The organism is Vreelandella jeotgali Hwa, assembly GCF_000334215.1.
Taxonomy (GTDB): domain Bacteria; phylum Pseudomonadota; class Gammaproteobacteria; order Pseudomonadales; family Halomonadaceae; genus Vreelandella; species Vreelandella jeotgali.
The window spans coordinates 66,269-80,199 of record NZ_AMQY01000025.1; the positions used below are offsets into that span (position 1 = coordinate 66,269).

Consider the following 13,931-nt stretch of genomic DNA (forward strand, 5'->3'; position numbering starts at 1 on the left):
CCGCATGTTGTCGTGGTTTACCGCATCATTTCGTGGTCTTCGCGCAGGAAGTCGATCAGCATCAAGAGGTTATCCGGCAGCGGGGCACGAAAGGTCAGCGTCTGGCCGCTGTGCGGGTGGTCAAACGACAGCCGGCGGGCGTGCAGCGCCTGGCGGGGAAACTCGCGCAGAATCTCCTTGAGCGTATCGGAAGCCCGCGGCGGCAGCCGGGGCCGGCCGCCGTAGAGCGGGTCCCCCACCAGCGGATAGCGGGCGTGGGCCATGTGCACCCGGATCTGGTGGGTGCGGCCGGTTTCCAGGGTGCAGCGCAGATGGGTATGAGCGCGAAAACGCTCGACCAGGCGAAAGTGGGTCACCGCCGGCTTGCCCGAGGCGTTCACGGCCTGGCGCTTGCGGTCTCCGGGGTGGCGGCCAATGGGCGCATCCACCTTGCCGCCGGCCACCGGCGTGCCGATAACCACGGCATCGTACTCGCGCGACACCGTACGCGCCTGCAGCTGCTCCACCAGCGCGGTTTGCGCTGCCAGCGTCTTGGCGACCATCAGCAAGCCGGTGGTATCCTTGTCCAGGCGATGCACAATGCCCGCCCGGGGCATCTCGGCCAGCGGCGGATGATGATGCAGCAGCGCGTTGAGCAGCGTGCCATCCGGATTACCGGCGGCGGGATGCACGACCATGCCGGCGGGCTTGTTGACGATCAGCAGATGATCGTCCTCGAATATCACGTCGAGCGGGATATCCTGAGCCACAAAACGCTGTTCGTCTTCGACAACGGCATCGAGCACCAGCGTTTCCTCGCCGTGTAGCCGCGCCCTCGGCCGGGTTTGAGCGCCGTCAACGGTCAGCTCACCGCGCTTGATCCAGGCCTTCAGCCGTTCGCGTGAATGGTCGTGAAACAGCTCGGCGGCCGCCCGGTCCAGGCGCGTGCCGGCCAGCGCTTCCGGTACGCGCGCCCTGGCTTCAACGGTGCGGGTCATAGGTCACAGTCATGGGCAAAATCATCAGCGGAAGTCCTTGAGCGTACGCGCAGCATCGATGATGCCTGCGTTTTGCGTCGAGGTGTTTTATAGTGTGTCAACTGCGTTCATTCTACCACGGCCGTCGCCGCTTTTCGGTGATCCAGGCTTGATTGTCACGAGGAACTTCATGCGCGTTTTTTCCGCAGCGACCCGTTTTGGCGCCGTCGCGCTCAGCCTGACGCTACTCGCCGGCTGCGCCGGCAACGACACCCGGCCCGACGTGGATGCCGGCAAGTATGCCAATACCGGCGAGCGCGAGCTCTATGAAATGGCCCGCGACGCGCTCGACCGCAACCTGTACACCACCGCGACCGAACGGCTCGAAGCGCTGGATTCGCGCTATCCGTTCGGCAAGCACGCCAAACAGGCGCAGCTGGAGCTGATTTACGCCTATTACGAGAACAGCAAGTGGGAAGAAACCCGGGCCGCCGCCAGCCGCTTCATCCGCCTGCACCCGGATCACCCCCAGGTCGACTACGCGCACTATCTCAGCGGCCTGGCCGCCTGGCAGGCCGGGCGTTTCAGCATGGAGCGCCTGCGCGTGATTGATATTTCCAAACGCGACCTGGGCGCCACCCGCGACGCCTACAACGATTTCCGCGACCTGCTCAGGCGCTATCCGCAAAGCGACTACGCGCCGGATGCCCGCCAGCGCATCGTGTACCTGCGCGAGCTGCTTGCCCGGCACGAGCTCCACAGCGCCGACTACTACCTGCGGCGCGGCGCCTTTGTTGCCGCGGTGAAGCGCGGCCGCTGGGTGCTGGAACACTACCCCGACTCCAACGCCACCGACGATGCGCTGGCCACCATGGTGGAAGGCTACCAGGGGCTGGGCATGGACGACCGCGCCGAGGAAGTGCTCAAGGTCCTGAAAGACAACGCGCCGGACCACGACCAGCTGAAAAACGGCGAGTTCAAGCCCAAACACTGATCATCTACAATGAGATACCTGGCCCGCCGGATTCGTTGGCTCCGGCGGGCTTTTTTGTGCCCGAATCAGCTGCTGAAGACCCTACTCCCCCGGCTGCCAGCCGTTGACCAGCGGATAGCGCCGGTCGCGACCGAAGCCCCGGGGCGTAACGCGCACGCCCACCGGCGCCTGGCGGCGCTTGTATTCGCAGCGATCCACCAGCTTGATAACCCGATAGACATCGTCGCGGTCAAAGCCCACGGCGATGATTGCCTCGGCGCTCATGTCGCCTTCGATATAGCGCTGCAGAATGGCATCGAGCACGTCGTAGTCGGGCAGCGAGTCGCTATCCTGCTGGTCGGGCGCCAGCTCCGCCGAGGGCGGACGCTCGATGACCCGCTCGGGGATCGCCGGCGACTGAGCATTGCGCCAGCGCGCCAAGCGGTACACCCAGGTCTTGTAGACATCCTTGATGGCGTTATAGCCGCCGACCATATCGCCGTAGAGCGTGGTATAGCCCACGGCGATTTCGCTCTTGTTGCCGCTGGATAGCACCATCAGGCCTTTCTTGTTGGACAGCGCCATGAGCAACACCCCGCGGCAGCGCGCCTGGAGGTTTTCTTCGGTGGTGTCACGCCCGGTGCCCTCGAACACGCCGGCCAGCGTGCCCATGAAGGACTCCACCACGGGCTCGATGGGCAGCACCTCGTAGTGTACGCCGAGCATATCGGCCTGTTGGGCCGCGTCTTCACGTGAAATATCGGCAGTATAGTGGTACGGCATCATCACCGCCCGAACCCGCTGGGGCCCCAGCGCGTCCACGGCAATCGCCAGCGACATCGCCGAGTCGATCCCGCCGGACAGCCCCAGCACCACGCCGTCAAAGCCGCTCTTGTTGACGTAGTCGCGCAGCCCGGTGACCAGCGCGCAGTAAAGGCTCTCTTCAGGATCGACGTCGGGCTCGATTTCGCCGTCCCCCGGCGTCCAGGCGCCGCTATCCTGGCGGCGAAGCTGCACCGGCATCAGCCCCGGCTGCCAGTACGGCGCCAGCACCGCGAGTTTGCCTTCGCCGTCGAGGCAGCAGGAGCCGCCGTCGAACACCAGCTCGTCCTGACCGCCGATGGTATTGACGTACACCACCGGGCAGCCCGCTCCGGCACTCCGCGCTTCGAGCAGGCGCAGCCGCTCGGCGGGCTTGTCCTGGTGGTAGGGCGAAGCGTTGAGACTCAGGATGGCATCGGCGCCGGCAGCGCGTGCAGCATCGGTCGGCGCTTCGTGCCACAGGTCTTCACAAATCAGCAGACCCAGCCGAACCCCCTTGTGCTCGTGGACCAGCGTTTGAGTGCCGGGAGCAAAGTAGCGCTGCTCATCGAACACCTGGCGGTTGGGCAGCGTCTGCTTGGCATACTCGGCTTCCCAGCGGCCGTTGTAGAGCACGCCGGCCAGGTTATAGCGCTGACCCTCGCGCACGCCGGGATAGCCGATGATCACCAGCACATCGCGGGCCATTTTTTCTGCCATTGTCGCCCGGGCTTCGTCCAGGCGCGCCTCCAGCGAGGGGCGCAGCAGCAGGTCCTCGGGCGGATACCCGGAAAGAAACAGCTCGGGGAAGACCACCACATCCGCCCGATGCTCAATGCGCGCCTCGCGCACGGCCTCGATGGCCCGCGCGGCGTTACCCGGAATATCCCCGACCAGGGGGTCGAATTGCGCCATCACCAGCGTCAAGTCTTGCATGGGCGTTGAAATCTCTTGAAAATCCAGAGGGGTAAAGCCGGGCGCCCCGTGGTGTATCGCACCGGGCCCGGGAACCGGCTTGCGCGTTTGGCGCTGTCCTTGCACAGCGTCCTGTGGCATTGTCCCGCAAGCGCTGCCGACTGGCAAAGGCCGGCAGGCTCGACACCGGGAGACACGAAGGATGAACCTCTTGATTATTCGGCTGATCATTTTTGGCGTGCTGTTTTTCGCCGGCCTGAAGCTGTACGGCATCTACCGCGAGTGGAAAACCGAGCGTGCCGCACGCCTGGCGCAGGAGCGCCGCCGCGACGGCGGGCAGATGGTGCGCTGCCGCTGGTGCGACGTTCACGTCCCGGAAAATGAAGCGCTGCGCAAGCGCGCCGAATGGTTTTGCTGCGCCGCCCACCGCGACCGCTTTATCGCGGAGCAGGATCAGGCCGACGACCGCCGGTGATGGCCGGCCTCGGTAGCCCACCTCCCCTCGCTATTCGCCCAAATCTGATTGGCAGGCTGCTTACCGCCGGGTAAGCCGCTAACGCCGATGATGTTGCGTTCTGTCTTACAGACAGCACGCCGCACCCCTCTACCCTGCAAGCAAGCACGCTGTAAAAAGAACTCGGTAAGCAAAGCACTCAGTAAGCAGGGAAAAGTCCGCCACTTTGTGACGGCATCGGGCAGGGAGCATGGCCATGGAAAGGGCACATCAGCACAGGGCGTATCCACACAGAGCGTATCTACACGGGGCATATGCACACGGGTTATATATAAACGGGGCATATACAAACGGGGCGCGTCAGCAGGGCGTGACACTCATCGAGCTGCTGGTGGTAATGGCTCTGATCGTCATGATTGCCAACGTGGGCTACCCCGGCATGCGCGCTCTGGCCGAGCGCAACGCGCGCCGCGCGGCCGTGATGCAGCTACAGGATGCGCTGGCTCTGACGCGCAACACCGCCATCACGCGCCATGCCGAGGTGTCTCTTTGCCCACGGGCAGCGGATAAAACCGCTCAAGCGACCTGCGGCACGGACTGGAGCAAGCCGCTGTTGGTAGTCGCCGGCAGCACCGAGGCCGAGATTGATCCCGACCATATTCAGCGCGTATTTCCCGGCATCGACGCCCGCGTTACCTACAACCGCGGCTGGAAGCGGGTAAAGTACAACATGCTGGGCCATAGCGGCGGGCACAACGGAACTTTTACCCTCTGCCCGGCGGATCATCGCCAGCCGGGCGGCAGGGGCACCGAGCTGATACTCAGCCAGCTCGGGCGCACCCGGCTGGAAAAGACGACCTGCACCGCTGCGACGGATAACACCTGACCCTGGCGAACGGGCGGCCCTTCATCAGGCCAGGCCGTCCAGGTAGCGCTCGGCATCGAGTGCGGCCATGCAGCCGCTGCCGGCGGAGGTAATCGCCTGGCGATAGACGTGGTCCATGACATCGCCCGAAGCAAATACGCCGGGCACGCTGGTCGCGGTGGCGTTGCCGTTCAGCCCCGACGTTACCTCGATGTAGCCGCCGTTCATGGTCAGCTGACCGTCAAACAGGCCGGTGTTGGGACTGTGGCCAATGGCGATGAACACGCCCGGCGCATCCAACTCGTGGGTGCTGCCGTCTTCGGTGGACTTGAGACGCGCGCCGGTCACGCCGGTATTGTCGCCCAGCACCTCGTCCAGGGTGTGGTTCCACTCCATGACCACCTTGCCTTCCTCGACCTTGGCGAACAGCTTGTCCTGCAGGATTTTCTCCGCCCGCAGCGAATCGCGGCGGTGGACCAGCGTGACCTTCGAGGCAATGTTGGCCAGGTACAGCGTTTCTTCCACGGCGGTATTGCCGCCGCCCACCACCACGACTTCCTGATTGCGGTAGAAAAAACCGTCGCAGGTGGCACAGGCCGACACCCCCTGCCCCATGAACTGCTGCTCCGACGGCAGGCCCAGATAGCGGGCGCTGGCGCCGGTGGCAATAATCAGCGCATCGCAGGTATAAACGCCGTTGTCGCCGGTCAGCGTGAACGGGCGCTCGCCCAGGGTGACATCGTTGATGTGGTCAAACAGCACCTCGGTATCAAAGCGCTCGGCGTGGGCTTTCATGCGCTCCATCAGCTCGGGGCCCTGCACGCCTTCGGCATCCCCCGGCCAGTTATCCACATCGGTCGTCGTGGTCAGCTGGCCGCCCGCCTGCATGCCGGTAATCAGCAGCGGTTTGAGATTGGCGCGCGCTGCATACACTGCTGCCGTATAGCCCGCCGGACCGGAGCCGAGAATAATCAGGGGTTCGTGCCGCGTTTCCATGAAAACACCTTTCTTCGTCATCAACAGATCAAGAATATCGAGCGTACGCCGGAGCGCTGTGCCGGCCCCGTGCAGGGTGCGCTCGGCGTTCTTCAGACGCAAGGACCGGCCAACAAAACCTTAGCCATTGGGCGTAGATCCTTGAAACAGGCCTCGTCAGCCCCCATTCAGTATCGATAGGATAGGCCCAAACCAACGGAATCCGACCATGGAAAAGCCCTTTTCTCATGGCGGAAAACACCCCGCAAAGCCCGTTCATCCGTGGTCTCGTTATCACGGGCATGACCGTCGCAGGCCCGCCCGGCTCCCTCGGAGTTCGGTTGGTCAGGGCCTGTCGGTCTGGACCCGGTCAGCAAAGGAGAGTCGCATGAGCAAAATCCCCGATACGCGCCAAACCCTCGACGTTGGCAGCGAGCAGTACGACTATTACAGCCTGCCCAGCGCCGCCGACGCGCTGGGCAATATCGATCGGCTGCCCAAGACGCTCAAGATTCTACTCGAAAACCAGCTGCGCTTCGCCGGCGATGAAAGCGTCAGCGCCGACGACCTTCAGGCGCTGGTGGACTGGCAGAAGGAAGGCAAATCCAGCCGCGAGATCGGCTACCGCCCCGCGCGGGTACTGATGCAGGATTTCACCGGCGTGCCCGGCGTGGTCGATCTGGCATCCATGCGCGATGCAGTCCAGAAGCTCGGCGACGATCCGGCGCGCATCAACCCGCTGTCGCCGGTGGATCTGGTCATCGACCACTCGGTCATGGTGGACAAGTTCGGCAACCCCCAGGCGTTCAACGACAACGTTGACATCGAGATGAAGCGTAACCGTGAGCGTTACGAATTCCTGCGCTGGGGCCAGAACGCCTTTGACAACTTCCGCGTGGTTCCCCCCGGCACCGGCATCTGCCACCAGGTCAACCTGGAATATCTGGGCAAGGCGGTCTGGACCAAGGAACAGGACGGCAACACCCTGGCCTACCCCGACACCCTGGTGGGTACCGACTCGCACACCACCATGATCAACGGCCTGGGCGTACTCGGCTGGGGCGTGGGCGGCATCGAAGCCGAAGCCGCCATGCTCGGCCAGCCGGTCTCCATGCTGATTCCCGAAGTGGTCGGCTTCAAACTCACCGGCAAGCTGCGCGAAGGCATTACCGCCACCGACCTGGTGCTGACGGTCACCGAAATGCTGCGCGAAAAAGGCGTTGTGGGTAAGTTCGTCGAGTTCTACGGCGACGGCCTCAAGGACCTGCCGCTGGCCGACCGCGCCACCATCGCCAACATGTCGCCGGAATTCGGCGCGACGTGCGGCTTCTTCCCGGTGGACGAAGAAACCCTGCGCTACATGCGCCTGACCGGCCGCGACGAAGACCAGGTACAGCTGGTAGAAGCCTATACCAAGGCACAGGGCCTGTGGCGCGAGCCCGGTGAAGAGCCAGTCTTCAGCGATACCCTGGCGCTGGACATGAACGACGTTCAGGCCAGCCTGGCCGGCCCCAAGCGCCCTCAGGATCGCGTGACTCTGGACGACATGCCCCAGGCGTTCGCCAGGGTCATGGAAAACGACAACAAGGCCATGTCGACCGAAGAAAAAGGCCGACTGTTCTCCGAAGGCGGACAAACTGCCGTGGGCGTGGATCGCAGCTACGAGCACACCGACAGCCAGGACGTCAGCTACCGGGGTGAAGACTTCAAGCTCAACCCGGGGGCGGTGGTCATCGCCGCGATTACCTCGTGCACCAACACCTCCAACCCCAGCGTGATGATGGCCGCCGGGCTCTTGGCGCGCAAGGCGCGGGAGAAAGGTCTGGTCACCAAACCCTGGGTCAAGACCTCGCTGGCACCGGGCTCCAAGGTAGTCACCGACTACCTCGCCGCCGCCGGGCTCAACGATGACCTCGATGCGCTGGGCTTCAACCTGGTGGGCTACGGCTGCACCACCTGCATCGGTAACTCCGGCCCGCTGCCCGATGAAATCGAAAAGGCGGTCACCGACGGCGACCTGACCGTGGCCTCGGTGCTTTCGGGCAACCGCAACTTTGAAGGCCGGGTGCATCCGCAGATCAAGACCAACTGGCTGGCCTCGCCGCCCCTGGTCGTGGCCTACGCGCTGGCCGGCAACGTGCAGAAAAACCTGAGCGATGAGCCGCTGGGAGCCGATAACGACGGCAACCCGGTTTTCCTCAAGGATATCTGGCCGTCGCAGGCAGAAATCGCCCAGGCCGTGGAGCAGGTCAATACCGGGATGTTCCACAAGGAATACTCCGCCGTCTTTGAGGGCGACGAAACCTGGAAGGCCATCAACGTGCCGCAAAGCCAGGTGTACGAATGGCCGGATTCCACCTACATCCAGCATCCGCCCTTCTTTGACGGCATGGCCCGCGAGCCGGAAGCCGTGGAAGACGTGGCCGATGCGCGCGTGCTGGCCATGCTCGGCGACTCGGTGACCACCGACCACATCTCGCCCGCCGGGGCGATCAAGCCCGACAGCCCTGCCGGCCGCTACCTGCAGGACAACGGCGTCAAGCCGGTGGACTTCAACTCCTACGGCTCGCGCCGGGGCAACCACGAAGTGATGATGCGCGGCACCTTTGCCAACGTGCGTATTCAAAACGAAATGCTCGACGGCGTGGTCGGCGGCGAAACCCGCCATGTGCCCTCCGGCAAGCAGATGGCGATCTACGACGCCGCCATGCAGTACCAGCAGGAAGGCACGCCGCTGGTGGTCATTGCCGGCAAGGAGTACGGCACCGGCTCCTCGCGCGACTGGGCCGCCAAGGGCACGCGCCTGCTGGGCGTACGCGCCGTGCTGGCCGAGTCCTACGAGCGTATCCACCGCTCCAACCTGATCGGCATGGGCGTGGTACCGCTGCAGTTCCCCGAGGGCAAGGACCGCAAGGCGCTGGGCCTCACCGGCGACGAGCAGGTCTCGATCAGCGGCCTTTCCGAGCTGACGCCGGGCGGCAGCGTCAAGGTCACCATCACAACCCCCGGCGGTGACGTGCACAAGCTCGACGCCAAGTGCCGTATCGACACCGAGAACGAGCTCTCGTACTACCGTCACGGCGGCATCCTGCACTATGTGCTGCGCAAGATGATCGGCGCGGCTTAAACCGATCACGCAGGAAACGCTGTAAAGCGAAAGCCCCCGCCAACCAGGGTTGGCGGGGGCTTTTTTGTGGCTGCCGGTTGGGGTGCGGTGCGTGCCGGCCCGGGTGCCTGAGCGGCTACATGCAACGGCTACATGGAACGGCGCCGATAGGCGCGGTACTCGGGCTCCCAGCAGTTGCGGCGGATGGCCGCGCGCAGCTGGGTTCCGTCGGTGTTCAGGGCCACGCCGTCGTGCTGGGCCTGGGCGGCTACTTCAAAGGCAATGGCCATGCTGATTTCGCGGATGCGCGACAGCGGCGGCAGCAGCGCTCCCTTGCCCTCCTTGACCAGCGGCGCTTCCCGGGCCAGCGCCCTTGAGGCGCTCATGAGCATCTCATCGGTCACCCGGGACGCCCTGGCGGCGACCACGCCCAGGCCGATACCGGGGAAGATGTAGGCGTTATTGCACTGGGCAATGGGAATGCTGCGGCCGTTGTGAACCACCGGCGCAAAGGGGCTGCCCGTTGCCACCAGGGTTTCGCCGTCGGTCCATTCCAGAATATCTTCCGGCACCGCCTCGGCCTGCGAGGTCGGATTGGAGAGCGGAAAAATCACCGGGTTGTCGCAGCCCCGGTGCATGGTGCGTACCACGCGCTCGGTGAAAATGCCTTTCTGGCCGCACACGCCGATCAGCACCGTCGGCTGCAGCCGGGCGATGGTTTCTTCCAGCCCCTGGCCATCCCAGTCGGTCACCAGCGAGGCATCCTGCGCCAGACGGCGCTGAAAGTCGCGGTGCCAGTCCTGGTCGTTGGTCATCAGGCCTTCGCGGTCGACCATGAAGACCTGCTCGCGGGCCTTTTCTTCGCTCAGGCCCTCGGCCTGCATGGAGACAATCACCTGCTCGGCAATGCCGCAGCCGGCGGAGCCGCCGCCCACGAACACCACGCGCTGGTCGGCCAGCGTCTGCTTTCGCGCCTGGCAGGCGGCCATCAGTGTGCCGACTACCACGGCGGCGGTGCCCTGCACATCATCGTTGAAGCAGCAGAGCTCATCGCGGTAGCGCTCGAGCAGCGGCACGGCGTTGGCCTGGGCAAAGTCCTCAAACTGCAGCAGCACGTTGGGCCAGCGACGCTTCACCGCGGCGATAAACTCGGCCATGAAGGCGTCGTATTCTTCCTGACTGACGCGCTCGTGCCGCCAGCCCATGTACATGGGGTCGTCCAGCAGCGCCTGGTTATTGGTGCCCACATCCAGCGTGATGGGCAGCGTGTAGGCCGGGCTGATGCCGCCGCAGGCGGTATACAGCGACAGCTTGCCGATGGGAATGCCCATGCCGCCGATGCCCTGATCACCCAGCCCGAGGATGCGCTCGCCATCGGTCACCACAATCACCTTGACGTTATCCTTGGTCGCGGTGCGCAGGATATCGTCCATGTAGTCGCGGTCGGGGTAGTTGATGAACAGCCCCCGGTGGTTGCGGTAGATATTGGAAAATTCCTGGCACGCCTTGCCCACCGTAGGGGTATAGATAATCGGCAGCATCTCTTCCAGGTGGTCCGATACCAGCCGGAAGTACAGCGTCTCGTTGTCGTCCTGGATAGCGCGCAGGTGAATATGCCGCTCCAGGTCGCTGTTGCACTGCTGATACTGACGGTAGGCACGCGCCAGCTGATCCTCGATGGTTTCCTCGTCCTGGGGCAGCAAGCCAATCAGGTTGAACGCCAGGCGTTCCTGTTGGCTGAACGCGCTGCCCTTGTTCAGCAGCGGCATTTCCAGCAGGGCGGGACCGGCGTAGGGGATATACAGGGGACGTTTGTTGGTTGTCATGGCGACTCTCTAAAACGGCTGACTAACGGCGAACGGTGACATCGACCAGCGGGAAAACAGCTTATACCCGGCACGATTCTTGAGCTAACAGGGTTGGGTTGGTGGCAACGACTGATAGCAACTACCGGCGCGTAATGTAACACGCCGGCGGGGTAAAAGCCGGCGTGTGTACAATCCGCATCATGTATTGCATACAACCTTGACGCAAAAAGCCCGGCGTGAAAACCGGGCGTGTCAAAACGACAGGCAACAAGGCTGACAGAGGGGGCTGCAAGGCGCGGCGCCAGACGCCCGAGGCACAGCGCACAGGGCTATTCAGATAAAGCGGCCAAGGCCAACCGCCTGGCGCAGCGCGGTCATCGTCGTGGCGGCTTCTTCCCGGGCGCGATCGGCGCCCTGCTGCAATACCGCTTCAATATGGCCGGGATCGTCCATCAGCGCGTTGTAGCGCTCGCGCGGCTCGGCCAGGTGGGCGTTCAAGTGCTCGAACACCTGGTCCTTGGCCTCGCCCCAGCCAATGCCCTCGGCATAGCGGCGGCGCATGTCGGCGGTGTCGTCGGCGCTGGCGAAGGCCGAGTAGATCTGGAACAGCGTGCAGCTGTCCGGGTCCTTGGGTTCGCCGGGTTCCAGCGAGTTGGTCTTGATCTTGCGCACCAGCTTCTGCAGCTTTTTCTCGGAGACGAACAGCGGAATGGTGTTGTTGTAGCTTTTGGACATCTTGCGTCCGTCCAGCCCGCCCAGCACCTCGACGTTTTCGTCTACCGCCGCTTCGGGCAGGGTGAAATACTCGCCTTTATAAAGGTGATTGAAGCGCCCGGCGATGTCCCGGGCCATCTCGATGTGCTGAATCTGGTCGCGGCCCACCGGCACGCGGTTGGCGTTGAACATCAGAATATCCGCCGCCATCAGCACCGGATAGCCGAACAGGCCCACGGTCACGCCCTTGTCGGCGTCCTGGCTGCCGGCCGCTTCGTTCTCGGCCACGGCGGCCTTGTAGGCGTGGGCGCGGTTCATCAGCCCCTTGGCGCAGACGCAGGACAGCATCCACGTCAGCTCGGGAATCTCGGGAATATCCGACTGGCGATAGAACACGGCATTGTCGGTATCCAGCCCCAGCGCCAGCCAGGTCGCGGCGATTTCACGGCGCGACTGCTGCACGCGTTTGGGGTCCTGGCACTTGATCAGCGCGTGGTAGTCGGCCAGAAAGTAGAACGACTGCACGTTGGGGTCCCGACTGGCCTCGATCGCGGGCTTGATGGCGCCCACATAGTTGCCCAGGTGGGGCGTGCCAGTGGTGGTAATGCCGGTCAGCACGCGGGTTTTGGGGGAATCGGTCATGGTTACGCACTTCTTCAGCAAGGTCAGGCGGCTATTGTCACACAGTTGCGCGTGTGGCTATAGGCACTTGCAGCTTACTCCCAGGTCACTGAGCCTGAGCCCGTCTTGCCTGCGCCGTCCATCAGTGGGCCATCAAAGCCACTGAATTCAGGACATTTTTCACTATAGCCGCTGCTGTAAAATTTTTTGATGGATGGGTCTGCTTCAAAATCAATCTTTCCTTTTGCTATCAATCCGCCACAGAATTCCATGTTGGGACTTTCATCAATCTCCATTTCGATTTTTTTGCCGCTGTAAAACCAGCCGCCATTCACCCGTGCCTCATTCTCAAACTCCACATCAATCTTGCCGCCCGACATTATCAGCGCGGTTTTTATTATGGGTTCATCAGCAGCGTCAATTTCTATTTTCTTTCCTGAAACAACGACGGCATTTATCAAGCTAAAACCACCACCATCATCATCGTCATCACCGATTTCTATCTTATCATTCACGACGATTCTTGAACAACTAATATCAAAACCAGCATCCGCATCTAACTTATCATCAAAGTAAACAGTAGACTTACTGCTACATTCTTCATCAACAAAAACATCGCCACCAATAGAAAAATCGCCATCTATCTCAACCGTATCACCAAAATAAACCGTAGAATCATTGCTGATGGACAAACTGCCATCTATCTCGAACTTACTGGCAAAGTATACCTTCGACCCTTCAATACTTACATCACCTTCTGAATAAAACTTCTTTTCAAGGTAAACATCAGATTCTTTTATAGAGGAGGATTCTTCTACCTCAACTTTATCAGCACAGTAATGCTTCCCTTCGCTCAATTCATAGTTGCCACTGAAATCACAGCCTTTATCTTTTGGCATCTCAACAGGCAAAAACTCTGATCTTACCTTATCCAAAAAACCGTTAAAACCAAACGCTGGAACTGCAAAATAATAATCATTTCGCGTTGTAATTCTTGAATACTTTTTATCGCCTTCCAAACTTACTTCTAGATCATCGACTTCATCATTTTTCTTATTGGTGTGTATAAGACCATAAAATGGAATATTTTTATCGTTATCAGCTTCAATCTCGATTTTTTTATCGCTCAGAACTCCGTATTTGTTGAACGCATTGATAATGTCTTGGCCTGGGAAAGAATTATTTGCACCCTGAGAAGATTCATCTCCACCTCCATCTTCATCTCCATTTTCTTTTAGACCAACCAACACAACGTGCTGACTTACCAGCTTATCTTTCTTTTTTACTGCGCCGAATGCCGCCCAATACTTTTTCTCACCTATTTTAATAGGAAAATAAAAGCACTCGTTTTCTTCACCTGTGCAGTTTTTACCCTTTTTCAATAGGATATCTTTTTCCTCAGCCTCAGCCTCAGCTTCAGAGTAACTAATATTTCTTAATTCTTCTTTGGTCTTTACCTTATTATCTCCCTCCCTACCATCATTAAATTCAGATAAATCATCATCAGTCTTACTCTCCGAATAGCTATTATTCTTTATATCTTTAGCAGCCGCCGCAGCCGCTTGCTCAGCGTTCATTTGCGCCTGAACGGAGGCGCTATAGTTACCCGCCAGGCGCTCGTCAACCAGCGTACTTTGCATCCCGGCCACGCCGACCACCATCGCGCCGGTCAAAAGCGCCATGACAATCACCAGGGCTGCCCCACGTTGCTCTTTCATGCCTTACCCACCTCTAATAACGCTT

10 protein-coding genes are annotated in these 13,931 nt (G+C 61.2%); 4 read left to right on the top strand and 6 right to left on the bottom strand.

The window, feature by feature from the left end:
* Positions 1 to 17: 17 nt before the first annotated feature.
* The gene (gene rluD / locus C793_RS0112785; RefSeq protein ID WP_017431343.1) at positions 18 to 977 is read right to left on the bottom strand and encodes a 23S rRNA pseudouridine(1911/1915/1917) synthase RluD; all 960 of its coding nucleotides are present in this window, start codon (positions 975 to 977) and stop codon (positions 18 to 20) included.
* Positions 978 to 1,146: 169 nt separating this feature from the next.
* Between rluD and C793_RS0112790 the strand changes: the two genes are divergently transcribed.
* Positions 1,147 to 1,950 (top strand): outer membrane protein assembly factor BamD, encoded by an 804-nt coding sequence (locus tag C793_RS0112790; RefSeq protein ID WP_017431344.1) that lies wholly within the window; start codon positions 1,147 to 1,149, stop codon positions 1,948 to 1,950.
* An 81-nt stretch (positions 1,951 to 2,031) separates the two neighbouring features.
* Here C793_RS0112790 and C793_RS0112795 read toward each other — a convergent pair whose 3' ends face one another.
* The gene (locus tag C793_RS0112795) at positions 2,032 to 3,666 is read right to left on the bottom strand and encodes an NAD+ synthase (RefSeq protein WP_017431345.1); all 1,635 of its coding nucleotides are present in this window, start codon (positions 3,664 to 3,666) and stop codon (positions 2,032 to 2,034) included.
* 181 nt (positions 3,667 to 3,847) lie between these two features.
* Between C793_RS0112795 and C793_RS0112800 the strand changes: the two genes are divergently transcribed.
* Both C793_RS0112800 and C793_RS14645 read left to right on the top strand, forming a co-directional pair.
* On the top strand, positions 3,848 to 4,120 hold the full coding sequence (locus tag C793_RS0112800) for a PP0621 family protein (protein ID WP_017431346.1): 273 nt from the start codon (positions 3,848 to 3,850) through the stop codon (positions 4,118 to 4,120).
* A 235-nt stretch (positions 4,121 to 4,355) separates the two neighbouring features.
* Positions 4,356 to 4,985, top strand: coding sequence for a GspH/FimT family pseudopilin (locus C793_RS14645; protein ID WP_281103882.1), 630 nt, complete (start codon positions 4,356 to 4,358; stop codon positions 4,983 to 4,985).
* Positions 4,986 to 5,009: 24 nt separating this feature from the next.
* Here C793_RS14645 and trxB read toward each other — a convergent pair whose 3' ends face one another.
* The gene (gene trxB / locus C793_RS0112810) at positions 5,010 to 5,960 is read right to left on the bottom strand and encodes a thioredoxin-disulfide reductase (RefSeq protein ID WP_026106286.1); all 951 of its coding nucleotides are present in this window, start codon (positions 5,958 to 5,960) and stop codon (positions 5,010 to 5,012) included.
* A 367-nt stretch (positions 5,961 to 6,327) separates the two neighbouring features.
* Between trxB and acnA the strand changes: the two genes are divergently transcribed.
* Positions 6,328 to 9,066: an aconitate hydratase AcnA gene (gene acnA / locus C793_RS0112815; protein WP_017431349.1), complete on the top strand. Its 2,739-nt coding sequence runs from the start codon at positions 6,328 to 6,330 to the stop codon at positions 9,064 to 9,066.
* A 128-nt stretch (positions 9,067 to 9,194) separates the two neighbouring features.
* Here acnA and C793_RS0112820 read toward each other — a convergent pair whose 3' ends face one another.
* The 3 genes from C793_RS0112820 to C793_RS0112830 form a co-directional block, all read right to left on the bottom strand.
* Positions 9,195 to 10,871 carry an NAD-dependent malic enzyme gene (locus C793_RS0112820; RefSeq protein WP_017431350.1) on the bottom strand — a complete coding sequence of 559 codons (1,677 nt, stop codon included), beginning with the start codon at positions 10,869 to 10,871 and terminating at the stop codon, positions 9,195 to 9,197.
* 315 nt (positions 10,872 to 11,186) lie between these two features.
* Positions 11,187 to 12,209, bottom strand: a complete 1,023-nt coding sequence (locus C793_RS0112825; protein WP_017431351.1) for a tryptophan--tRNA ligase — start codon at positions 12,207 to 12,209, stop codon at positions 11,187 to 11,189.
* Between the two features lie 74 nt (positions 12,210 to 12,283).
* Entirely contained in the window at positions 12,284 to 13,906 is a 1,623-nt protein-coding gene (locus tag C793_RS0112830; protein ID WP_017431352.1) for a pilus assembly PilX family protein, read from the bottom strand.
* Between the last annotated feature and the right edge of the window lie 25 nt (positions 13,907 to 13,931).

What these genes read in the sequence shown, in the direction of transcription:
- C793_RS0112795 (WP_017431345.1), bottom strand. Translation starts at nt 3,666, where the DNA reads ATGCAAGACTTGACGCTGGTGATGGCGCAATTCGACCCCCTGGTCGGG.
- C793_RS0112790 (WP_017431344.1), top strand. Translation starts at nt 1,147, where the DNA reads ATGCGCGTTTTTTCCGCAGCGACCCGTTTTGGCGCCGTCGCGCTCAGC.
- trxB (WP_026106286.1), bottom strand. Translation starts at nt 5,960, where the DNA reads ATGGAAACGCGGCACGAACCCCTGATTATTCTCGGCTCCGGTCCGGCG.
- C793_RS14645 (WP_281103882.1), top strand. Translation starts at nt 4,356, where the DNA reads ATGGAAAGGGCACATCAGCACAGGGCGTATCCACACAGAGCGTATCTA.
- acnA (WP_017431349.1), top strand. Translation starts at nt 6,328, where the DNA reads ATGAGCAAAATCCCCGATACGCGCCAAACCCTCGACGTTGGCAGCGAG.
- C793_RS0112820 (WP_017431350.1), bottom strand. Translation starts at nt 10,871, where the DNA reads ATGACAACCAACAAACGTCCCCTGTATATCCCCTACGCCGGTCCCGCC.
- C793_RS0112800 (WP_017431346.1), top strand. Translation starts at nt 3,848, where the DNA reads ATGAACCTCTTGATTATTCGGCTGATCATTTTTGGCGTGCTGTTTTTC.
- C793_RS0112825 (WP_017431351.1), bottom strand. Translation starts at nt 12,209, where the DNA reads ATGACCGATTCCCCCAAAACCCGCGTGCTGACCGGCATTACCACCACT.
- rluD (WP_017431343.1), bottom strand. Translation starts at nt 977, where the DNA reads ATGACCCGCACCGTTGAAGCCAGGGCGCGCGTACCGGAAGCGCTGGCC.
- C793_RS0112830 (WP_017431352.1), bottom strand. Translation starts at nt 13,906, where the DNA reads ATGAAAGAGCAACGTGGGGCAGCCCTGGTGATTGTCATGGCGCTTTTG.